Raw genomic sequence first — 23,545 nt, 5'->3', positions numbered from 1 at the left:
TTAAAATCGAATTACCTTATCGACTTGATCAATCGCTCATTCAATGCGATATAATCCGGGTTTTTAGCTTCCTGAGCCATAGCCTTTGATTGGGTGGCAGACTCTAGCGCTTCGGTTTTCATACCCAAAGCTACTTCGATCTTAGCTCTCAAGTGAACAGTCCAGTATTTAGGATCGCTGTCAGTAGAAGTTTTAACCCACGCATAGGCTTGATTAAGATCTTTTGAGTTGGTGAAATAATAGCTCGCTGCCTGGAATAATAAAGCCGGATCAGTGGACTTTGTATCGATGACCAGTTTTTGGATCTCAGCCATCACGATGGGGTCCACTTCAGTTTCGATCTTGAAATCCACGCGGGTGGTTTCCCATTTCATTGAAACCACCGCACTGTTGTCGGTGAAGTTGTTGAAAGCGATGTCAAATGTCTCGTATTTCTTACTTGTTTTGGATGCGGGCACTTCGAATCGGACTTGATCATCGCTTTGTTGATAGCCAATTGAACCCCAAAGCTTTGTGTTTTTGCTAAGTATGATGGTCCAATCATTTTTTCCCGGGATGGTGTAGAGTGCGTAAGATCCTGCAGGGACATGCTGTCCGCCCACAGTGACATCAGTTGAGAAAGTCAAGACGGTTGCACCATTTGCACCTGTTCTCCACACTTCGCCAAAAGGAACAAGCTCTCCGAAGATTTTTCTTCCTTTGGTACTTGGTCTGCTATAGTCTACTGTGACATCTGTTAAACCGACTTTTTGAATGGTTTTGGCACTTGGACTGGCCTGCGGCATTTGGATTTGCTGTGCAAAGCCTGCAGAACTGACGAGTAAAAAAGTCAGCAGGGCAAGAGTGAATTTGTTTGTCATATTGATATCAGTTTATGTTTGGAGGTATAATTTGCGAATCATTCGGAAGGTTCAAATTGTGTTGCAATTTCATCTTTTTAAAATTTGATTTTTATTGGTCAGATAGCCTGTCCCGATTTTTCTTCGGGAAAATCTCGCATGGTTTATAATCATCCCAGTGTGTGACGATCTTCGTCATGCTCGTTTTCATGAATAAAAATTTGTCTTTTTAAAGGCTTCATTTTTTCTTGCAAAAGATATAATCCACCCTGTTTGTTAGATTTTAAGTCATTTTAGTCTGCCTTATGCGGACCTAAGGCTTTTGTTTTCTCCTTCTTTTTACAAAATAAGTTCACCTTTTTTGACTAATGGACTTTGTAGCAGATTTGAACATGGTATTTTTACTTTTGCAACCCAAAAGCACCAAAGATGAGCTTAGCAATAATCAGCCCGGGACGTGATCCGAAAGTATGGATCGATGCCTTAACTTTCCACCAGCCTGATATCGATATTCAAGTGTATCCAAATATTGACCGACCTCAGGATGTCGAGATGGCCTTACTTTGGCAGCATCCCCCGGGTTACCTCAGTACCTTGCCCAATCTGAAGTTGATCAGTTCTTTGGGAGCAGGAGTGGATCATATCTTAAGGGATTCCGCTGTGCCGGAGTCGATGCCCATCGTGCGGATCGTGGATGAAAAGCTCACTTGGTCCATGACTAATTACGTGATCATGGGAGTGCTGAATTTTCATCGGCAGATTACCAGGTATCAAGCAGACCAGAAGCGCAAAGTTTGGGATATGTCCAATCCCGAGATCCAAGTCAACGTCGGAGTAATGGGCGTCGGGGCTCTCGGTGGCGATGTTTTGGACAAATTGAATTACATGGGATTTCCGGTTTTTGGCTATGGTTTTACTGAAAAGAAGGACTTTCCCTACCCCTATTTTTCAAAAAATGAGCTTCCTGAATTTCTCAAGGAGATCAATGTGCTAGTATGCCTTCTTCCCTTGACTCCGGCGACAGAAAATATTCTTAATTCCGATTTTTTCAAAAAATGTAAACCGGGTACTTACCTAATCAACGTAGCCAGAGGCAAGCATTTGGTAGAAGAAGACTTAATTCCCGCCTTAGAAGAGGGCTTTCTTTCGGGAGCGCTTTTGGATGTATATCGAACCGAACCGCTTCCTGAAAACCATCCATTTTGGGAACAGGAGCGGATTCAGATCACCCCACACATTGCCAGTGTGACCAATCCACAAGCTGCCAGTCCGCAAATCATTGAAAACTTTAGTAGATTGAAGGCTAACCAGCCGCTGCTGAATCTCGTAGACCGTCACAAAGGTTATTAATTTTTAGATTATGGAAAATACTTTTAAAATTCTCTGCCCCACTGATTTTTCAGAGTGCTCTCTGAATGCAATCGAATATGCTGCCCGGCTTGGCGAAAAATTCAATGCGGTACTGGTGCTTTTTCATGTCCTTAACCGCGAGGATTACCTGAAACTGGCACCAATGGATACCAACGGAAATCATCAGTTGGACTTTGTGAAGGAAAAACTAAAAAACCTTCAAAAAGCAGTGATGGAGGAGAGTCTTATGAATGGTTTGAAAGGATGTGAAATAGCAATTCGGGAGGGGAAAATAGTAAATGGAGCGCTGGAATATGCCAGGGAAATCAACGCGGACTTGATTGTGGCAGGTACAGAGGGAATGAATGAGCTGAGAATGAATATCATTGGAAGCAGGGCAAGTCGGATGGTAGAACAGTCGGATCGGGATATCATCATTGTTCCCAGAAAAGTTTTCTTCAAGCGACCCCGAAAGTTTGTTTTTGCGTCTGATTACCTCGAAGAAGACAAGTTGGCAATTCAAAAAGTTGTAGAAATGGCAAGTTTTTTCGATTCAGAGATTGATTTGGTTCACATCTCCTCCAGCCAAAAAGCGATTGAAAAGTCACTGCATATGACAATGGTGGATGAGATTAAGCCTTTTGTCCGCTATGAAAAAATAAATTATGTCCTCAAGTCGTTTCGCGATGATTTGGCCCTTGGATTGGAAAATTACCTCCAAGTGTCAAAAGGTGACATGCTGGTGACCTTGAGCAAAAAGAAAAGCTTTTTCGATCAGATTTTTTCGAAAAACCTTTCCAAGAAGATGTCCTACTTCTTGAACAAACCGCTGTGGGTGATTAAGTCATTTTAGGACTTTTTTCCGGAAAAAAAGTCCTTTAGAAACTGTACAAACTCCTTTCTGGTCTGTTGATTTCCGAAAACTCCCTTGAGTGTTTGCCAGAATTGGGCTGAATTCACTTGCTGTGATGGGTTTGACGCTCCGAAATCCGGCATTTCAAAGGTAGGTTTTGTGGATTCTTTACCGATAGGAGGCAAGGAATCGGATGTCTGTGGCTTGTATCCAATGAGATCATCTGCTTTTTCGAAGCTCTTTTTCGAGCGGGCAATATTTCCCATTTTTTCTTCGACCAAGCCTTTGTTATTGTAGGCGATGGCATCTTCAGGGTCCAGCTCGATTGCTTTTTCATAATCGGCAATGGCACCCATGAAGTCTCCGAGTCGATCTTTCAAAAATGCTCTGCTGCTATAGCGGTAGGGATTTTTTGGGTCCAGATTGGTCGCGCGATCCAGTTCACTGAGTGCTTCTTCATTTCTGCCCAGGAGGTGCAAGACCACACCCCGGTCGCTGATGTAATCGGTATTGTAAGGTTCGCGAGCTACGAGCAAGTCAAAATCTTCCAATGCCGCATTTCCCTTTCCCAACCTTGTCAGGATTCTTCCCCGGTAGAGGTGGAGTTCTACTTGTCCTGTATTGGTAGTGATCAGTTGATCAAAGCAAATTAGTGCCTCCTCAAACTTTCCTTCCTTATACAATGCCAATCCCTTTTCGAAGCTCATTTTTTCTTTTTTAAATAGAAATACAAAATTAGGCCTAGAATAGTTTACCAAAGAATATTTTCCCGGTTTTTACCTCAGTTGAATTTCGGCTGTTATCTTTAAAGCTGATAGTTTTTCCAACCCATGGCCCATTCTCCAGACGCTGTACTTAAAGACCTGAAAGCTAAAAAGTTTGCACCAATTTACTTTTTGGAGGGTGATGAACCCTACTTTATTGACCTGATCACGGACTACATCGAGAAGCATGCCATTGCCGATCATGAAAAAGGTTTTAATCAACTGATCATGTATGGAAAGGATTCTCCGCTCCATGTGATCCTGAGTAACGCACGCAAATTCCCTATGATGGCGGATCGCCAAGTGGTGATCGTAAAGGAAGCACAGAGTATTCCCGACTTGGGAAAAGAAGATGCGCAGAAGCTATTTATCAGCTACCTCAATAATCCCTTGCCCAGTACGATTCTTGTGTTTGCGCACAAGCATAAAAAGCTTGATGGTAGGGGGGCACTGAAAAAGGAACTGGACAAGAAGTCAGTATTTGTCAATTCGGAAAAAGTCAAAGATTGGAAGCTTACAGAGTGGGTGGAAGGTTATATTAAAGGGTTGGGTCATCAGATCGATAGCAAAGCCGCCCAATTGTTGGCGGATTCCATCGGAAATAATCTGGAGGTGATCTCCAACGAGGTAGGAAAAATGCTGATTAATTTTTCCGAGCCGACCAAGTTTACATCGGAGCATATTTCCAAATATATCGGGATCAACAAGGAGTACAACAACTTTGAGTTGAGCAAAGCAATAGGATACAAAGACGCGGTCAAAGCCAACCAAATTATCCACTATTTTATCCAAAATCCGAAAGCCCATCCGGTAATTCCTATTTTTTCTCTGCTCTATAATTACTTCAGTAAGATTGCATTGGTTCATCGTGCAGGTCAGATGCCCGACAATCAGCTTGCAGGACTTATTGGGGTTCATCCATATGGGGTGAGGGAATATGCTGCCGCAGCCAAAAACTATAAATTAGGCAAGGTAATTGAGGTGTTCGCATACATTAAAGAGGCAGATCTTCGTTTCAAAGGAGTGGACTCCGGAAGTATGAATGAAGGTGAAATCCTCCGCGAACTGGTGTATAAGATTTTACACTGAAATACCCCAAACCAATTATTATCTCATGAAAAACTACCTCGTGCTGCTTGCAGGACTGGTGATAAGTACGGATGTTTTTTCGCAATCTACACTCTATCAGACTAGTTCACAGCAAGCGTTGGATTACAATCTGGAGCTTTTTGACAAGCAGCTTTTTTCAGCTTCGCTCTATGATAACAGTAGGCTACTCAATCAAAATCTGAACAGCGAACAGCAAAAATCAGCAACGTTACACCAAGCGATGGCTGCGCTGGAAATTGAAAGTCCCGATGGACCCGGTTTGATGAAGTCATATATTTTTGAAAATGGCAATCATCCTACAGTAGCTACCGCCGGGTTGTATTTGGGGGATCATTTTTTCTACAAAAGGAATTACAGCGAAGCCATCGAAGGCTATGCTTTGGTGAAAACAAACGGACTGGCTGAGACGAATAAAGCAGAAGTGCTGTTCAAACAGGGCTATTCACACTTTCAGCTGAAGAACAATGCTGCTGCCGCTCCGTTTTTTGATCAGGCCAAAACCCTCAATCAGCCCATCAGCGCAGACGCTTATTATTACAGCGGTTTTATTGCGATGCAAAATGGAAATAGCTCCAAAGCTATCACAGATCTGCAAGCTGCCGGGAAGACTTCTTTCTATGCGACTAAAGTTCCCTATTTGCTCACTGCACTCTATTACCAGGAGGGAAATTACGATCAGGTGATCGGCTATGCAGAGCCGCTTTTGGCTTCGGGTCAAAACCTCGACAGAAAAGAGACCATCAATCTTTATCTCGCTGAGGCATACTATGCCAAGAAGGATTTTGCCAATGCTTCCAAAAACTACGATGCATTTATCAATTCCAAAAAAGGTACGCTTTCCCGGGAGGAAGTTTACAAAGCAGGAATTTCATTTTTTGAAATCGGGAATTACCAGCGAGCGACCGACTATCTGAAAGTCTCGGCTTCGGCCACAGATGAGATCGGCCAATCTTCCAGCTACTATCTGGGACACGCCTATCTCAAATTAGAAAACTACCAGTTTGCAGCAACGAGCTTTCAGGCAGCTTCCAAATCCAGCTTTAATAAGCAGATTCAGGAAGAATCGCTTTTCAACTTTGCGAAAACCAATCTTCAGCGCGGCACTTTTTCCACAGCAATCGCTGCCTTGGATGAATACATTGATACTTACCCTTCGGGAAAAAACCGACAAGAGGCTGAAACCTTGCTTTCAGAGGCTTTAGTCAATTCAAGTGATTACCTGCGAGCCATTGAGCAGATGGATCGGATTCAAAATAAGTCTCCCCGGATCCGTGCCGCTTATCAAAAAGTGGCTTTTTATCAGGCTATGGTCTATTATCGGGATCAAAAATACAAGCAGGCTTTAGCCTTGCTTGATAAGTCCCAAGCTTTTCCGGAGGATCGGGATTTGCTTTTGGAGACACATTTTTGGAAAGGAGAGATCTATACTGCCGATGGCAATCTTCCTCAGGCGATCAGGTCTTATGAGGCGTTACGCGCGACCAATCCCGCAACAAATCATCCTTTTTTGATCAAGTCTCACTATGGGTTGGGTTATGCCTACTTCAATTCTCAAAATTATCCGAAAGCGGAAGAGCAGTTTAGAACCTATATCCAAAAGCTCAGCCAAGCATCGGAAAAACAATATTTCGATGACGCACTGCTCAGACTGGGTGATTGCCAGTACGTTCAGAAAAAGTTTGGAGAGGCCGCATCCACCTTTCAGCGAGCGATTTCAGAATCCACTACGGGTAAAGATTATGCCTATTATCGCTTGGCAGTAGTCCAAAACTTTCAGTCTCAGAATAACGAGGCTTTAAGTAATCTGGAGAAGCTGATTTCCGGGTTTCCGAGCAGCCTTTACATTGAGGATGCCATGTTTCAACGAGGACAGATTTTCCTGGAGGAAGTACGCTACAGTGAAGCTTCCCGAGCCTTTTCAGATTTGATCGCCAGCCGTCCCAATTCTCCATTTATACCCTATGCCTTAGAAAGTAGAGCGGTTGCTAATTTTTCCATGCAAAACTACGATCAGACGATCGCAGATTACAAGTTGATTTTGGATAATCATCCCAATGCTGAAAATTCTGAGACTGCGCTGAAAGGCCTACAGGAGACGTTGGCATTGCAAGGCAGATCCGCTGAGTTTGGCGACTACCTGGCCCGTTACAAAGGTGCCAATCCAGGCACAGGAAATGTACAATCTTTGGAGTTTGAAGCTGCAAAGAGCTTGTATTTCGATAAAAATTACACGCAGGCTGCAATAGCCTTTGAAAATTATTTAAGAAGTTATCCTCAGTCCGGTCAGCGAGCGGATGCATTTTATTTTGCCGGAGATGCTTATGTTTTGGCCGGAGATGTCGAAAAAGGCTTGGGATTCTTCAGACAATTGGAGAAAGAGCCTTCTTCGCCACAGCGCGCGCGAGCAATGCAGAAAATTGGAATTATCGAACTGGAAAGAGGAAATTATGCTGCCGCAATTCCCTATTTGGAATCAGCCTCGCAAAATGCAAGAAGTAAGGTGGAGGAAGTGGAAGCAGTACAGGGCTTGATGATTGCCAATTTTGAGACAAAGAACTATCAGCAAGCCATCGCTAATGCAGAACGATTGATGACTTTGGATGGGATCATTCCGGAATCCACTCCTAAAGCCCTGCTCACTAAAGCAAAAGCGCAGCGTGAAATAAATCAAAAATCACAGGCAGAACTGACCCTACAAAACCTGGTAGCCGATCATAAGACTATCCAAGGGGCAGAGGGCTTGTATTTATTGGCACTTTCACATCAGGAAAAAGGAGACTTTAATAAATCCAATGATGCCATTTTTGATAATTCAGGACCATTTGCAGATTATGATTATTGGTATGGCAAAATGTTTCTTTTACTCGCTGACAATTACCAAAAGACTGGAGAGGACTTCCAGGCCAAAGCTACTTTGGAATCCATCGTAGAGCGATCAACCAATGCTGAAATCAAAGCCGAAGCTGAGGCAAAACTCAAAACGCCGAACTAAACCATGCAAAAACTACCCGTAATTCTAATTTTTGCCGGTGCATTTTCCTTGGGAAATTCATCGCTTTTTGCCCAAACTCAGCAGAGAGGTGAAGTGCAGGATCAAGAGTTTGTGATCCGAAAGGATCGAGTATTGACGGTGCCGACTCAGCCGAGATCGTTTGAGCGACTTCCCGTTTTGCCTCAACCGAAAGGAATCGGAGAGTTTAATTATTCCGTGACACCATTCTTCCTGACTATTCCAGCCTTAAATCTACAACCGACAGCATTGGAAAAAGTATATCGGCAGGACAGAAGGGAACTGTACAACGGATTTATCCGAGTGGGGTATGGCAATTTTGCCTCACCGCTTTTGGAAGGAAGATATATGTCCACCACGGCCGATCCATTTAACTATGGATTGAAATTTAAGCATCAGAATTTTGGCGAAGGACCTGTAGGCGCAGCGCAAAGTTCAGAATCCCATTCCGTGTTTGGATTGGATGGAAGCTATTTTACTGAGCCGGTTGAGGTATTTGGTGGATTTAATTGGGCACAGGACAAATACTCATTTTATGGAGTAGATCCGGCTTTGTTTGAAAATCCGGATATTCCTTTCGAAACTGCCAACAATATCCTGAATCACTTCCAGATTCACGCTGGTATTCGGGATATTGAAAAAACCGGCCCGATCTCTTACGAAGGGAAATTAAGTTTCAGAAGTTTCAAAGACAGCTATGTTGCCAAGGAAAATGAAATAGGGATACAGACCGGATTAAAATTCAGAACCAACTCAGACTGGTCAGGAAAGATCGACTTGAATTACTTTCATACCAATCCTGAAGATGCAAGCTACGCGGTTGACCGAAACTACTTTTCCATTCGACCTCGAATAGCATATAATTATGAAGCATTTCAATTCACTGCAGGTTTGAATCTGGTTTCAGAAAATGACTCAATTGCCGGTAAAACCGGCGATTTCCGAATTTTTCCGGTATTAAAAGCCAGCTATCAATTCGCTGATGAATTTGGGTTTTATGGTGAATTCTCCGGTGATGTACAGCGAAATACCTATTTCAGTTTGGTCAATGAAAACCCTTTTCTCGGTCCAAGTGAGCAGTTGCTAAATACGGTAAACAATTATAAAATAGCAGGTGGGATAGAAGGTCAGTTTCAGGAGGCGTTTCATTATCGCGCAGGGATTAATGTGTCCAGATTCAATCAGTTGCATTTCTTTGTTAATTCTCTTGCCGATTCGGCACGATTCGAAATTGTCTATGATGACAAATCCACCGTATTCAATATCAACGCTGAATTGGGTTTTAGATTTAATGAAGTATATACGCTCGGTTCCAGACTTGACCTATACCAATACGATCTGAATGCGCAGTCAGAACCGTGGCACAGACCTTTGTGGGAAGTGAGAGTTAATAACCAGTTTACTCCATTTGAGAAATTATTGGTTCAGGCTAATGTGAATTTTATGGGAGGATTGAAAGGGAGAGGGGCTCCAAGTATTGCCGCTGTCTTTCCAACAGAATATGAGGTGATAAACCTGAAAACCATCGCGGATCTCCAGCTTAAAGCTGATTTCAAGATCACTGACCGCTTTTCTGTTTTTGCAGAAGGGAATAACATTCTGAATGGTAAAAACACCCGTTGGCTCAATTATCCGGTGCGAGGTATTCAACTGATCGGTGGCGCGAGTTTCAAATTCTGAGATAGTTTGTTTTAAGGTTGGGCTTTCGACTCAATTGGGTTAGTTTCGTAGCTTTCTCTGAAGACTATGGCGACAAAAGATTCTGATATTAAACAATGGACTGATCCTAAGGATTATGGGCTTCCTTTTGTGGAAATTACTCCCATACGCGCCAAGTCAATTCCGGCTGAAGAATTACAGGTCTCTCCAATTGTTAATATGGAAATTAAGCAGGAAGTTGAAACCTTGATTCCTGCCATTTCCGATGGAAACCCTGAACCGATTCCCACCGATACTCCGGTTACAGTTGAAGATAAAGCAGAGACTGTAAAAACTGTTTCTACTTCAAAACCTGAAAATAAAAAGACAGCTGCTTGGGTGTGGATAGTTCTTGTTTTGGGCTTGGCCCTTGTTGGATTTATCATTTGGCAAATCCAATCTCAGTCTACTCCGTCCACAAATGTCCAACAGGCTGAAAATTCTAAAGTATCACCTGAGGAGGAGCGGACTTCTACTGCATCAACTGAGCCTGAATCTACCCCAACTGAACAAAATCAAATTACTGAAAATCACGACTCTATAGTAAATCAATCTATTTCAAATCCTAATATTTCCAAACCTGCCGAAACTGGTACAACTATTGCCAATATAGCTTCAGGAAATTTGATTCGAATTGAGTCCAAAGCGGAGCGTCCTCAGTATTTTATTATTGTGGGGAGTTTACCAAATGAAAAGTTGGCCATCGAAGAAGCAAATCAGTATTTCGGAAAATCTCCGGAAATCTACCTGATTAGTCCAGAAGAAGGTTCAAGGAATTATCGTCTTGCACTCTCAAAGTTCGGAAGTTTTCGTCTTGCAGCTGATGAACTCGAGCGAATCAAATCCCAATACACCGAAGAATTGTGGATTCTGAAATATTAATATGTTGCTCCAAACCCTCTCTACAGACAGTTTAGCCAATCTGAATGAAGTGGCACTCGATGCTACCAAAGAAAATATCGGTCTCCTGGATCTTTTGATCAAAGGGGGATACATGATGATTCCGCTCTATATCCTTTTGGTATTGGCGATTTTCATTTTCTTCGAAAAACTGATAACGCTAAAAAAAGCCTCTAAAACTTCAAGCCATCTTATGGATCAGGTGAAAATTCTGGTGCAAAGTGGTCAAACTGAAAAGGCAAAAATGCTTTGCGCGGGGGAGAATACTCCCGTTGCCAACATGATTGCAAAAGGAGTAGATCGAATCGGTTCCCCTTTGAAAAATATCGAAGTATCCATCGAAAACGTAGGGAAAATCGAGATTTACAAACTTGAAAAAAATCTTGGACTTCTGGCTACCGTATCCGGCGCAGCGCCAATGATCGGTTTTCTTGGAACCGTCACCGGAATGATTCAGGCGTTTATTGCCATTGCCCAAGAGGAGGGGATGGTTTCACCAAAATTGCTCTCCATGGGTATCTATGAAGCGATGATTACTACCGCTGCGGGGCTGGTGGTAGGTATTATTGCTTATTTGGGATACAACTATTTGGTAACTCAAGTTTCCAAATTGGTTCACAATATGGAATACACTTCAGTGGAATTTATTGATCTTCTTCAGGATAAATAATCATGGGACTCCAGGCAAAAAATAAAGTTGATGCTTCGTTTAGCATGTCTTCGATGACAGATATTATCTTTCTGTTGCTGATATTTTTCATGCTGACTTCATCATTTATTACTCCATCAGGCCTTCCGGTGAATTTACCTTCCAGTGAGACTTCGGATATCGTGTTGCAGGAAGTGACAGTGACTGTAACCAAGGATTTAAAATATTCTGTCAACGACCGGATAGTAGGTCGAGATCAGATCAAAACTGAATTGACTTCGTTACTGCAAGGAAAAAAAGGTCAGGTGGTATTGCACATTGACAAGGAAGTTCCCGTTGAATACCTGGTAGAGATCGGAGGAATTGCGGCGGGATTAGAGGCCAATGTCTCTATCGCCACTAAACCGTATTAATCATGCAAAGCTGGAACACAGACGAAGTCGAAAAGGACAGTAAACGGAAATCTGCGATCATCACGATCGTATTGAATGTTCTTTTGCTTCTGGCGTTCTATTTTATCGTGGTATGGAAGCAACCGATTCCTCCACTTCCTACCTTCGGTCTGGAATTAAATCTTGGCTTCACAGAGACAGGTTCCGGGGATCGAAATAGTCCCAATGCACCTTCAGAAGTCCAAACTAATGTCACTGAAGCTGCAGCACCGGGAGAAATTGCTCCTGCCGTCACCAAACCAGCCACTCCGGCACCAAGTCCTCGGACTGAAACTGCAAAGCCAAAAGCAGCTGCAAAACCTGCCGCAAATCAAGCGGTGACTACCAAGCCTTCCCCGATCAAAGGTGAAGAAAAAGCTGCAACCGAAACCAAAAAGCCGGAACCTACCAAAGCTGAACCTACAAAAACCGTAACTACTCCGGCTAAATCAGAAGCCGAAGCCACTACTCAAAAAGCTCCTGAAAAGCCAAAGATTGATCAGCGTGCTGTGATGGGTGCAGGCGGTACTTCCGGCAAAGGGACTCAACCCGCATCAGGTGGGGCACAGGGTAGCTCTAGCACCAAAGGCGATGAAGGAAAACCTACCGGAACAGTCGATGGACGTGCGGTAATGGGAGAAGGATCCGGGAAAGGAACAAACTCAGGGGCAGGCTATAGTCTGGATCTTGCAGGTTGGGATTTTGCTTCCAGACCGAATATCAATGACCGAGTATCTACCCGGAATGGTCGGATCGTTTTTAAAATCACCATTGATGACGCTGGTAGAGTAGTCCAGGCCGTTCCGTTGGAGTACAATGTTTCCAATGATGTTTTGGCATATTATCGTCAAGTCGTCAATCAGATTAGCTTCAAAAAGCAAAGTGGTGCAGCCGCAGATTTTTCTACAGGTAAAATCACCTTTATCATCAAGGTGGATTAAAATGACTTACCAGGAGACGCTGGAGTATCTTTTTAGTTCGCTGCCCATGTTTCAGCGGGTGGGCGCATCGGCTTTCAAAGCGGACCTTGGCAATACCATCGCCTTATGCGCTCATTTAGGGAATCCTGAGCGAAAATTCAAAACAATTCACGTTGCGGGGACAAATGGAAAAGGAAGTACTTCTCATACCCTAGCTGCCATTTTTCAGGCTGCCGGGTACAAAACCGGGCTCTATACATCGCCTCATCTTAAGTCTTTTACCGAGCGAATCCGGATCAATGGAAAAGAAATCACCGAGGAATCCGTCGTGCTGTTTGTGGAAGAAAACAAGTTACTTCTTGACAGACTCAAGCCCAGTTTCTTTGAAATGACAGTGGCAATGGCCTTTTGGTATTTCGCGCAGCAGAAAGTTGATATTGCAATCATCGAAGTAGGAATGGGAGGTAGGCTGGACAGTACCAACGTGATCACTCCCGAACTCAGCTTAATTACAAATATTGGAATGGATCACATGCAGTTTTTGGGTGAAAGCCTGCCTGAAATTGCCGGAGAAAAAGCGGGGATAATTAAATCCGGTGTCCCTGTTGTGATCAGTCAAACTCAGGCTGAGACGACTTCTGTTTTTCAGCAGAAGGCGAAAGAAATGAATGCTTCGATCATTTTTGCTGATTCAGTTTATTCCGTCAAAAGACTTGGTGAAAAGCGACTTGGTCCTTCGGTAGCTGCTGAGTACGAAGTAACCAAAAATGGAAAGTCGGAAGTCATTCATTTTGGACTGACTGGAAATTATCAGCGTCACAATCTTCCCGGCATCCTAATGGCGATCGACCAAATGCGTAATCAGGGCTGGGATATTTCCACTATGGCACGGACCAAAGGCTTGGCTGAAGTTTTGCCTTTGACAGGTTTAAAGGGTCGCTGGCAGGTATTAGGTGAAAAGCCAACCGTTATTGCAGATACGGGACATAATGAGCCTGGAATTCGAGAAGTCCTGGACCAACTTGAGACGTATTCTTTTACGAATCTTTGGATGGTGATAGGGATGGTTCAGGACAAGGATATTTCCAAAATATTGGCTTTGCTTCCCAAATACGCGAGCTATGTATTCTGCCAGGCAGATTTGCCACGAGCTTTAGCAGCAAATCATTTGGCAGAGAAAGCAGCATTTTTTGGTTTACAGGGAGAAATCATCCCAAATGTGAATGAAGCCTTAGCTTTTGCCCGGAAAAATGCAGGAGTGGATGACCTGATATTTGTGGGAGGTAGTACTTTTGTGGTCGCAGAAATCGACGAACTTTAAATGAGTAGAAAAAAGATGGTCCGCTTCGCAGAAAACGAAGTGAACCCTAATGTAATTCAGGCCGGAAAACCAATTTTTCAAGAAATAAAAGGCCATTGGAATCAAAAGCAATTTGAAAACGAGAATCCAATAGTCGTCGAATTGGCTTGCGGTCGGGGGGAATTTACTGTCGGATTAGGTCGGGAGTACCGTGATCAGAATTTCATCGGAGTAGATATAAAAGGAAGCCGTATCTGGAAAGGAAGCTCCATAGCTACTGCAGAGGGCCTTACCAATGTTGCTTTTCTCAGAACTCAAATTCAAAATTTGGATCAGTTTTTTGCAGAAGGAGAGATTTCCGAGCTTTGGATCACTTTCCCTGATCCTTTTCCCAGAGATGGGGATGAAAAGCGTCGATTGACTTCGCCCAGATTTCTTGACATGTATAAGCCAATGATCAAATCGACCGGAATCGTACATTTCAAGACGGATAATACCGGGCTTTTTAACTATACCTTGGAACTACTCCAATCCCGTGAAGACATCGAGCTAATCGCTTTCACCTCGGATTTTTATCAGAGCGACATGAAAGATGACCATCATGGCATCAAGACTAAATACGAAAAGCTTTTTTCGGATAAGGGAGAAAAAATCAAATACCTGAAGTTTCGGTTTAAGACTTCGTAAAATCGATCTCTATTTTATCGAGATAGATTGCTTTCACCACTTTCTCCAGCAGGAGTTCCGCATCCACCGGTTTGGTCAAATAGTCATCCATGCCCACGGTGCTTGCCCGGATTTTGCTTTTTTCAGTGGTATCGGCAGTGACGGCAATGATCGGAATATTGGTGTGCCTGTCACCTCCCTGACCTTTTCGTATAGCTTCGGTAGCTTCATAGCCGTCCATTTCCGGCATTTGAAGATCCATGAGAATCAGGTCAAAGGATTTGGAATTCAACCTGTCCAATGCCTCAATTCCATGTCCTGCAAAGTCAAAGGTAATCCCTTCCCATTTTCTGAGGATGGATTTGATTACCAGTTGATTCACAGGATTGTCTTCAACCACCAAAATTGATTTCCCTTTCAGAATTGTTTTCGCATTCTTTTTAATCGATTCAAATGGTTCTTCCTGTGCTTTTTGGAAAGTAAGTTTGACGTCTACGGTTGTTCCTACCCCCGGTTTACTCTCGATGGCAACACTTCCCTGATACAAGTCAGTCAGCGCTTTCACGATGCAAAGGCCCAATCCAAATCCACCGAATTTACGTTTGTCATCTAGCTGTTCCTGTATGAACGATTCAAAAATGCGATCCAGTTTTTCGGGCTTAATTCCGATACCTGTATCAGATATTTTGAATGTCACTTGCTGATTTTCACCGATCTCTTCGAATTGGCTGACCTGTAGCTTCACCTTACCCGAAGGGGTGAATTTGATGGCATTGTGAAGGATATTATTTAGGATTTGGCGGAATCTGACCGCATCTCCCACAATCCGCTTTGGAAGCTCGACATTTTCTTCATAGCTAAAAATGAGCCCTTTATCTCGGGCTTGCTGATAGGTGAGGGCTTTTATTTCCGAAAGAGATTTTTGAAGATCAAATGGTTTTTGTTCCAGATTAAGCTCCCCTTTTTCGATTTTGGAATAATCCAGAATGTCATCTATGGAAGACAATAGCGAAACGGATGAATACTTGATCACTTCCAGGTTTTCTTTGATTCTTTCGTCCGAGATTTCCTTCATGATTGACTGGGAAAGTCCCAGAATTGCATTCAATGGGGTGCGAAGTTCATGGCTCATATTGGCGAGGAAAAACGACTTGATTTCGTTACTTTCTTCGGATCGCTGAAGGGCAAGACCTTGAGCTTTTTCCTTTTCATTGCGAAGAATCCGGATTCGGTTTGCCATGGAGAGCGATAGGAAAATGACTTCCAGTCCTGTCCCAAGCTTGGATGCATTTTCTGTGATAAAGGAGTTTTCGATCAGGGAAAAATTATTCAAAATGAAGGTGATAAACCCAATCGTAAGTGAGGTAATACCCAGAGCAAAGAAGATATCCACCGGTTTTCTTTTGATATAACTCAGGGCTATGGAAGTAATGATTAAAAGTACGCCCAAGAATCCCAGACCATTCACCAAAGGATAATACAAAGGTCTGCCTAGGTCGATAATGAAAATAGAAAGGAGCAGGATCAGGAGACTGATATTGATACTATTGAATGCATAGTCCAGTCCTTTGGAAAACCTCCGGACTCCTACAAATACCTGATTGTAACGATTAAGAAGTATAGCTGAAAGAGTGGCAAAAATCAATAAACTTCGGTCTGCAAACCATCCCGGAGACTGAAGTATATACTGGAAAAAATAGCCATCCAGCGAGGAATGAAGCAGTCCAATGGAGACCACATAAGCGACATACAGCAAAAAGCTTTTCTCTTTGATTCCAAAATAAAAAAAGAGATACGTGATACCTGCCAACAATAAAATCCCATAGAAAATACCGAAAACCAACTGGTCCTGAAAAGTAGATTCGATGAGTGATGTGCTGTCGTGAATGGTTAAAGGCAAATTGATCACTTCACCGTCACTTTTGAGATGCAAATAAAATGTGTTGGTGGAATTCGCTGAGAGTGTAATTGGGAAAAGTAAATTTCGATGGGAGACCTTTCGCTGTTGAAATGGATAAGTGTCCCCATTTCTTGTAATTGCCACAGGTTGATCTGAACTCAAAAAATAGAGGTCGGCCAAATCAGTGATAGGCCTTGCCGTCTCCAGAAATAGCGTTTTTTCAATTGAAGACTCGTTATTTAAAGTGAATTTTACCCAATAATGATGATCCGTAAATCCTAGGTTAGTGTTGGCATTTTCCAAGGGGCGGAAGTCAAAAGAATCAGGGTCTTTTTGGATTTCCTGAAGTTCTATAAAATCCTGTCCCATATCCAGGATTTCGGCTTGATCATGAACGGAATGAGGGAAACTCGCTATTGAATTTACCTCCTCAGTTTGAGAAAAAGCATAGCAAGAACAATAGAGGAAAGCTATTGTTGGGATGATTTTTAGCATAGGGTGAAGCTATATCATCTTCAGTTACGGTGAAAGGCCCGTTTTTGGATTTACTTTACAAAATCCTGCGCTTTGTACTTTGGATTAGGATAGGAATAGAATCCTTCCCCGGTTTTCTCTCCAAGTTTTCCCTGATCAAGGTAGGTTTTGAGCAAAGCAGCAAAAGCTACAGAGGCCCGGTCGGGCATTTTGTGGGTGACATGCCAGGCAGTATCCAATCCGATTGAATCCAAAATGCCAAATGGGCCCATGGGCATATGAAAGTTGACCATCCAAGATCGATCTATATCTTCGATAGAAGCCACTTCACCGGTCAGTAATTTGCCTGCTGCACCGATTAATGCCATGAGCATGGTATTGAAAATATAGCCGGGATTCTCTTTTTTTAAAGTGACAGGAACTTGATTTAATTTTCTGCCCAAATCCTCCAAAAGTGGAATCAATGATGGGTCAGTGCCAGGGTGTGGCATGATATCTACGACTCGGGAATAGAACACATCATGAAAGTGAAATGCACAAAACCGTGTCGGTCGCCCGGAATCCTCCGCAAACATAGAGGGCAACATATACGAAGTATTGGTAGTGAAAATGGTCTTTTTGGGAGCGATTTTCCCAAACTGACGCCAGACTTTCTTTTTTACATCCGCTTCTTCGGTTACACTTTCGTTGATAAAGTCTGCATCGTCCACAGCTTCCATAGGATCAAGGGTGAATTTTATTCGGCCGAGAACTTCCCGCTCCTGTCCTTTACTCAGTTGACCGGATTTGTGAAATTGACCCAATAGTTTTTGCATAGTAGCCAAAGAAAAATCCAGGGATTTCTGCTCGACATCGTAGACTGTGACGATATAGCCTGAGATTGCTGCCTGTAGTGCGACTCGGGAACCTAGGGTGCCAGCCCCCAGGATGCAAATATTTTTGATCTTCATGGTTTTAAATTTTTTCGTTAAGAATGCTTATCTCGGCCTGATTTCCCGCTGCATCGACCACATGAATCAAATTTGCAAATCGTGGATCGGTGGTAAAACCTTGAGAAAACCGCTTATAGATCTGCTGGGCAATGACGCCAACTTTAAATAATCCAAAGACATAGTAGAACAGGATATTGGATAAATCAAAGGGAGTTCTGTAATCATAATAGCTAATGACTTCACTCCGGGTCATATTTCCCGGGAGGTGGGTCAGGTTAAACATCTTCAGGATATCAGGATCATCAGCTTGAGCCCAATAGGCAAGCGAAGTGCCCAAATCCATCAACGGATCACCTACAGTAGCCATTTCCCAATCCAATACAGCTTTAATTTCAGTCTTAATTTCCCGGTCAAGTACAAGATTGTCGTATTTGTAATCATTATGAATGAAGCCAACATTTTCCTTTTGGGGCATATTGACTTTTAGCCATACTGCTACACGCTCCATCTCCGGAAGTTCGTTCGTTTTGGATCGAAAGTACCGTTCTGTCCAGCCAATAACCTGGCGCTTGACATAGCCATCGGGTTTTCCCAAATTAATTAACCCTGAACTCTCCAGTTCCAGTAAATGAAGTTCAATCAAACTGTCCAGCGTATTTTCTGACAGTTTCCTGAATTCGTCTTCATTCAGAGTAGCTTCAGGAATAGATTTATTTCTTAGGATTAGACCGTCAATGTATTCCATAACGAAAAGAGGGGTGCTCTCTTCACCATCTTCTTGATAAAGGGCGATCGGTTTCGGTGCTTTTTCATATCCGGCCTTTCGAAGGGCAGTCAATACCTGACTTTCCCTGACCATGTCATGGGCTTTGCTTATTTTATCTCCAAAGGGCGCTCTTCTCATCGCAAACTTTCCAATTGAAGTTTGGACCAGAAAAGTCAGGTTGGAAAATCCGCCGGATATCCGGGTGATTTCTATTTTATCAGGATCACATTCCAGTGTTTTGGACAGGTAGTTTTTGAAATTGAAAAAATCGATAGACTTATTCATTGGTTTGGTAGTTTTTCAGGATACTTCGGGCCAAAGCGGACTTGTGAACTTCATCGGGACCATCGTAGATTCGCGCGCCGCGCTCGTGCCGGTACCAAAATGAAAGTATCGTGTCATCTGTGATTCCGAGTGCACCATGCACCTGAATGGCCCGGTCAATCACTTTCATCAGCACATCGGCTACAAAAAATTTGATTGTGGAAATGTCCTCCCGGACAGCTTTGGCACCCAAGTTTTGCATTTTATCCGCTGTATCCAGTACCATCAAGCGACTGGCTTTGATCTCTGCCCGACTTTCTGCTATCCAATTTTGGATAGTTTGCTTCTCAGCCAGGGGTTTACCAAAATCCAATTCCCGAGAGATAGCGCGCTTGCACATCAGGTCGAAAACCCGCTCACAGATTCCGATCCACCGCATGCAATGATGGATTCGCCCGGGGCCCAGTCTTTCTTGTGCCAAAGTAAACCCTTGACCTTCTGAGCCGATCAGATTGGAGACAGGAACCAAGCAGTTCTCAAATCTGACTTCGGCATGAGATAGGTAATCTTCTCCGGATTCGCCCATGATGGGAATATTTCGGATAAACTTGTAACCTGGATTATCCAGCGGTACGATGATCATACTGGCGCGCTGATAAGGTGACTCGGCTTCAGGATTTGTCACCGCCATCACAATGGTAAAGTTGGCCCCATCTGCTGCTGTGGTAAACCATTTGTGCCCGTTGATACGGTAAAGATCACCTTCACGCACAGCAGTAGTACTCATAGTTATGGGATTACTTCCGGCATGCTCAGGTTCAGTCATGGCAAAGCAGCTGCGAATTATTCCTTCCTGAAGGGGTTTGAGCCAAGTTTCTTTTTGAGCATCAGAACCAAAGAGGTGGAGCAATTCCATATTCCCAATATCTGGGGCATTGCAGTTGAATACATAATGACCAATGGGACTTTGCCCCAGAATCTCCGAAACCTGCGCAAACTGGACAAGATTCAATCCGACTCCTCCCTCATTTTTTGGGAGATGTGGCGCAAAGAGGCCGAGAGTTTTAGCCTTTGATCGGAGTGATTCCAGTTGAGACAGGTAGGAGCGAAATGGACCTGTGACGACTTTCAAATCGATCGGGAAAAGCTCCTGTTTTACAAATTCACGGTATTTCTCAAGAAGTGGTTTTAGCTCTTCTTCAGGAAAATTTTGGGTAGTATGCATAGAATATTTTAAATCGTAAAGCCACCATCAGCCGTAAATACAGCACCCGTGGTGTAGGAGGAAGCAGAAGCCGCAAGAAAAAGGGCCATAGCACCAATTTCCTCCGAGGTACCGGCTCGCTTAATTGCCAGTTGCTTCATGACCATTGCCATAATTTTATCATTTGACCAAAGGGCTTCTGAAAATTTTGTTTGGATCAATCCCGGACAAATCACATTGACCCGGATTTTAGCTTCACCCCATTCTTTGGCAAAAACCTTCGTGAGTGAAATCAACGCCGCTTTGGAAACGGAATATATGCCCAAGCCAGTTTCGGGAGAAAGGCCTCCGATCGAACTGATATTGATTACCGAGGCTCCGGAAGACTTTCTGAGGTATGGGAAGCAAAGTCGGCAAAGCTCAAATGGAGCTTTGACATTGACCGCCAATATTTTGTCAAAAGCTTCCAAAGTAGTCTGGTGTACAGGTCCAAACACGGGATTTGAAGCTGCATTATTGACCAGAATATCAATGGTCCCGTATTTTTCTACGGTTTTTTCGACCAGAAGTGGGAGCTCCTCCATGTTTCCGACATTGCAGGCGATCCCGGCTGCTTCATACCCTTTGCTTTTGAGTTGATTGGCCATTTCATCGAGCACTTCTTGATTACGGCTGCTGATGACAACTTTGGCCCCGGCTGCTGCAAATATTTCAGCAATAGCAAATCCGATTCCTTTACTTGCCCCTGTGATCAGGGCTACTTTTCCCTCTAGAGAAAAAACAGTGGATAAATCCATATGTTTAGGTTTATATTGAACCTTAAGATATGAAAATTTGCAGGAGAGAAAACCCTCTTTAATGACTCATTTTCGAACAGTTGATTTAAATCAAATTACCAAGCCCCAAATGAAAGAATTACGCTTTGAAAAAACCGGCCAGCCCCAAGAGGTCCTGCAACTGGTAGATAGTCCAATTCCAACACCCAAATCACATGAAGTTCTGATAAGGATAACTGCCCGAAATATTAATCCTTCCGACATCATGTTTGTCCGTGGCATGTATGGAATTACTCCTAAACTACCCAGTAGCGCTGGATTCGAGGCCTGCGGAGTAGTGGAGACAGGAGATGAAGACGGAAAAGTGAAATCCGGAACACGAGTGATGTTCACTGCTATCGGAACTTGGAAAGAATATCTGTGTCTGCCTGCTGCTACAGCGATTCCCGTACCGGATGGTATGCCGGATGAGGTGGCCTGTCAGGCATTTGTCAACCCCATGACAGCCTATGGAATGATTGAAAAATCCGGTCTAAAGGCAGGGGAGTGGCTTTTGATCACTGCAGGAGCATCTGCTTTTGGGAAGTTTGCCATCCAAATGGCCAAAGCAAAAGGGATAAAGGTAGCCGCAACTGTTCGACATGACGAACAAAAAGCGGTCTTGGAAAAATTGGGGGCAGATTTGGTGGTGAATTCCGATACCGAGAAAATTCAGAAAGTAATTCCGGAAAAAACCGACGGCGGCATTCAGGTAATTTTTGATGCGGTAGGAGGTTTGCTTGGAGCAAAAGCCCTCTCATGCCTTAGACCCAAAGGGAGAATGATGATTTTTGGAGCCTTAGCTTTGGAAAATATGCCAGTGAACAGCGGATTGTTGATTTTTAAGGATTTGAAAATTGAAGGATTCTGGCTTTCGACTTGGATGGAAGAATTGATTGCCGCTGAGCGGACAAATGCTTTTCGATCTGTATTTGGGTTTTTGATGGATGATAAATCGGAAATTGACATCGCCGGAAAATTCAAATTGGAAGAGTTTAAGGACGCGTTTAAAGCCTATGATGCACCCGGTCGAAATGGTAAAATACTTCTTGTGAGTTAATTTCTCTGATATTTTTCGGGGAAAAAAGAAGTATTGGTCATCTTTGTGTTTTCAACCAAACAAGATTATTCCATGAATTGGGAACAGCTGGACAAGCAACTCACCGAAATCGTACTAAAAAGAAATCAGCTGAGTCAGATGGACTATAGCGACGAGAGCTATGATGACCTGGAGGAAGAACTACATGACTTGGAGGATGATTTCAATGAGGCCTATGAGGAAGTACTTGAACCTCATCTGGAAAAGATATATTCCAAACTCAAATCGGACACCGATATTTTACTTCCTTCCGCCTATTTGGCTAATATCTACAAAGAAATGCTGCCTGATGCAAATGGAATCGTGACTTATGAAGTTGAGGGGAAAGTAGGGGTTCCGATTGATTCAGATCAGTTTGAAAAACTCGATGTACGGATCGTTTTGATCCCAAATCCTGCCCGTTTTGTGCTGGTCATGAATGGCAAACAAATGAAAGATCTCTGGAGAAGCAGGTAGTTAAAGTATCTAGATGTTAGTATTAAGACAAAGAAAAGAAGAATTAAGAAACAAGTTGCTGTCTCAAAAGGCGTGATCGTGTCAGTCTGACCCTTCGACTCCGCTCAGGGTGACAGGAGTCGAAGGCCATTTGCATCGAATTCAGTGGCATTTTGACTTCGCTTCCAATGACAACTTGTATTTAATTTTGTTATAAATATTTATTTAGAATTTTATTCTGAAATCGAATTTTTAATTCAAAAGACATTAATCATTTAATTAAGGTCCTGAATTTAGGTTAAGGTATTCTTTTCTTTGTTCTTCACTTCACCTGTCCTGATACTTGTGTTTAATATCTTGATACTTTAAAAAAGACTGGTCTGCACTATAGCTGGCCGGCTTGCCTGAATTGTTCCGCGAAGCATTTCCTGCATCAGTTTGATGTAGCCAAGTTTCCATGCCTCAGCGCTTACCTTGGTCTCCTTTCCTTCAAATCCCACCGGTCCGCTCATTTTTTCAAAACCGATAATCATACTCCAAATTGTGTAAAAGGTGATTTCAGGCTGTAACTCCGGACGTATGCTTCCATCTTTGATACCCAGCGATACCATTTGAATTCCAAGCTTTACAGGTTCATGGTGGATTTCCAGAAGCTTGTGAAAATGAATGGAATCCAAAATCAAGGGATCAATCTCGCGCCTGCTCATCGAGTCATTGTATTTTTTGAGCACCTCCAAAAAATTCACGACAGCATAGTAATAGATCGGTTGTTCTTTGGAGAAATTGATGATTTTTTCCGTCAGATCGGTCAGCATTTCCAAGCCGGTTTTTCCTTTGGACCGAAGGACTTCTCTGAATTCTTCTTTAAACTGATCAAAGGCCTTCTTGGTCAAGGCCATGAAAAGATCTTCTTTGTTTTTGTAATAAAAATAAGTGAGACCTTTGCTGATTCCGACACGCTTGGCTATATCTTCCATTCGGGTAGCATTATAGCCTTTGGTGGTAAAAAGAGCCACTGCGGAATCTAAAATGAGTTTTTCTTTGTTTTTCTCTCCTGCCATATTTTTGAAACCAAGATTTAAAAATCTAAGACAAAGGTATTAAATCAGGGTCAAAATTTCAGGTTAAATTTGAGCTCACCGAGAATAAAAAAGGCCTGAAAATTA

The 23,545-nt window shown here is 43.0% G+C and carries 21 protein-coding genes; 13 read left to right on the top strand and 8 right to left on the bottom strand.

What is annotated here, in order from left to right; genetic code table 11:
* Positions 1–11 precede the first annotated feature (11 nt).
* Positions 12–860, bottom strand: coding sequence for a DUF2911 domain-containing protein (locus C4S61_RS04375; protein ID WP_103923579.1), 849 nt, complete (start codon positions 858–860; stop codon positions 12–14).
* 408 nt (positions 861–1,268) lie between these two features.
* Between C4S61_RS04375 and C4S61_RS04370 the strand changes: the two genes are divergently transcribed.
* Positions 1,269–2,189: a 2-hydroxyacid dehydrogenase gene (locus C4S61_RS04370; protein WP_103923578.1), complete on the top strand. Its 921-nt coding sequence runs from the start codon at positions 1,269–1,271 to the stop codon at positions 2,187–2,189.
* A gap of 10 nt (positions 2,190–2,199) precedes the next feature.
* Complete coding sequence (locus tag C4S61_RS04365) at positions 2,200–3,042, top strand: universal stress protein (protein ID WP_103923577.1); 843 nt, start codon at positions 2,200–2,202, stop codon at positions 3,040–3,042.
* On the opposite strand, the gene C4S61_RS04360 is transcribed toward C4S61_RS04365, so the two are convergent.
* Positions 3,039–3,749, bottom strand: a complete 711-nt coding sequence (locus tag C4S61_RS04360) for a tetratricopeptide repeat protein (protein WP_103923576.1) — start codon at positions 3,747–3,749, stop codon at positions 3,039–3,041. The two genes, C4S61_RS04365 and C4S61_RS04360, sit on opposite strands and share 4 nt — an antisense overlap.
* Positions 3,750–3,872: 123 nt before the next feature.
* On the opposite strand from C4S61_RS04360, the gene holA reads away from it, so the two are divergent.
* The 9 genes from holA to trmB all read left to right on the top strand — a co-directional run bounded on the left by holA (position 3,873) and on the right by trmB (position 14,511).
* On the top strand, positions 3,873–4,895 hold the full coding sequence (holA, locus tag C4S61_RS04355; protein WP_103923575.1) for a DNA polymerase III subunit delta: 1,023 nt from the start codon (positions 3,873–3,875) through the stop codon (positions 4,893–4,895).
* 25 nt (positions 4,896–4,920) lie between these two features.
* Positions 4,921–7,908 (top strand): tetratricopeptide repeat protein, encoded by a 2,988-nt coding sequence (locus C4S61_RS04350; RefSeq protein ID WP_103923574.1) that lies wholly within the window; start codon positions 4,921–4,923, stop codon positions 7,906–7,908.
* A gap of 3 nt (positions 7,909–7,911) precedes the next feature.
* Complete coding sequence (locus tag C4S61_RS04345) at positions 7,912–9,606, top strand: TonB-dependent receptor (RefSeq protein WP_103923573.1); 1,695 nt, start codon at positions 7,912–7,914, stop codon at positions 9,604–9,606.
* A gap of 66 nt (positions 9,607–9,672) precedes the next feature.
* Positions 9,673–10,506, top strand: a complete 834-nt coding sequence (locus tag C4S61_RS04340; protein WP_103923572.1) for an SPOR domain-containing protein — start codon at positions 9,673–9,675, stop codon at positions 10,504–10,506.
* 1 nt (position 10,507) lies between these two features.
* Positions 10,508–11,194 carry a MotA/TolQ/ExbB proton channel family protein gene (locus tag C4S61_RS04335; protein ID WP_103923571.1) on the top strand — a complete coding sequence of 229 codons (687 nt, stop codon included), beginning with the start codon at positions 10,508–10,510 and terminating at the stop codon, positions 11,192–11,194.
* 2 nt (positions 11,195–11,196) lie between these two features.
* Positions 11,197–11,586: an ExbD/TolR family protein gene (locus C4S61_RS04330; RefSeq protein ID WP_103923570.1), complete on the top strand. Its 390-nt coding sequence runs from the start codon at positions 11,197–11,199 to the stop codon at positions 11,584–11,586.
* Between the two features lie 2 nt (positions 11,587–11,588).
* A complete protein-coding gene (locus C4S61_RS04325) occupies positions 11,589–12,545 on the top strand; it encodes an energy transducer TonB (RefSeq protein ID WP_103923569.1) in 957 nt (318 codons plus the stop codon).
* 1 nt (position 12,546) lies between these two features.
* The gene (locus tag C4S61_RS04320; protein WP_103923568.1) at positions 12,547–13,845 is read left to right on the top strand and encodes a bifunctional folylpolyglutamate synthase/dihydrofolate synthase; all 1,299 of its coding nucleotides are present in this window, start codon (positions 12,547–12,549) and stop codon (positions 13,843–13,845) included.
* Complete coding sequence (gene trmB / locus C4S61_RS04315) at positions 13,846–14,511, top strand: tRNA (guanosine(46)-N7)-methyltransferase TrmB (RefSeq protein ID WP_103923567.1); 666 nt, start codon at positions 13,846–13,848, stop codon at positions 14,509–14,511.
* Here the strand turns inward: trmB and C4S61_RS04310 are convergent.
* The 5 genes from C4S61_RS04310 to C4S61_RS04290 are packed head-to-tail and all read right to left on the bottom strand — an operon-like array spanning position 14,498 to position 20,827.
* Positions 14,498–16,885: a hybrid sensor histidine kinase/response regulator gene (locus C4S61_RS04310; RefSeq protein ID WP_103923566.1), complete on the bottom strand. Its 2,388-nt coding sequence runs from the start codon at positions 16,883–16,885 to the stop codon at positions 14,498–14,500. The genes trmB and C4S61_RS04310 overlap by 14 nt on opposite strands.
* A 50-nt stretch (positions 16,886–16,935) precedes the next feature.
* Positions 16,936–17,814 (bottom strand): 3-hydroxyacyl-CoA dehydrogenase, encoded by an 879-nt coding sequence (locus C4S61_RS04305; protein WP_103923565.1) that lies wholly within the window; start codon positions 17,812–17,814, stop codon positions 16,936–16,938.
* A gap of 4 nt (positions 17,815–17,818) precedes the next feature.
* On the bottom strand, positions 17,819–18,847 hold the full coding sequence (locus tag C4S61_RS04300; protein WP_103923564.1) for a phosphotransferase family protein: 1,029 nt from the start codon (positions 18,845–18,847) through the stop codon (positions 17,819–17,821).
* Positions 18,840–20,051 carry an acyl-CoA dehydrogenase family protein gene (locus C4S61_RS04295; RefSeq protein WP_103923563.1) on the bottom strand — a complete coding sequence of 404 codons (1,212 nt, stop codon included), beginning with the start codon at positions 20,049–20,051 and terminating at the stop codon, positions 18,840–18,842. Before C4S61_RS04295 ends, C4S61_RS04300 begins: the two co-directional genes overlap by 8 nt.
* 8 nt (positions 20,052–20,059) lie before the next feature.
* Entirely contained in the window at positions 20,060–20,827 is a 768-nt protein-coding gene (locus tag C4S61_RS04290) for an SDR family NAD(P)-dependent oxidoreductase (RefSeq protein WP_103923562.1), read from the bottom strand.
* 109 nt (positions 20,828–20,936) lie between these two features.
* Between C4S61_RS04290 and C4S61_RS04285 the strand changes: the two genes are divergently transcribed.
* Entirely contained in the window at positions 20,937–21,905 is a 969-nt protein-coding gene (locus C4S61_RS04285; RefSeq protein WP_103923718.1) for a zinc-dependent alcohol dehydrogenase family protein, read from the top strand.
* Between the two features lie 72 nt (positions 21,906–21,977).
* Positions 21,978–22,400, top strand: coding sequence for a hypothetical protein (locus C4S61_RS04280; protein ID WP_103923561.1), 423 nt, complete (start codon positions 21,978–21,980; stop codon positions 22,398–22,400).
* 344 nt (positions 22,401–22,744) lie between these two features.
* On the opposite strand, the gene C4S61_RS04275 is transcribed toward C4S61_RS04280, so the two are convergent.
* Entirely contained in the window at positions 22,745–23,440 is a 696-nt protein-coding gene (locus C4S61_RS04275; protein ID WP_103923560.1) for a TetR/AcrR family transcriptional regulator, read from the bottom strand.
* Positions 23,441–23,545 lie beyond the last annotated feature (105 nt).

It is taken from the genome of Algoriphagus boritolerans DSM 17298 = JCM 18970, assembly GCF_900108085.1.
GTDB lineage: Bacteria > Bacteroidota > Bacteroidia > Cytophagales > Cyclobacteriaceae > Algoriphagus > Algoriphagus boritolerans.
Note: the sequence above shows the minus strand (reverse complement) of the source record. Positions and strands in the feature narration are given on the sequence as shown.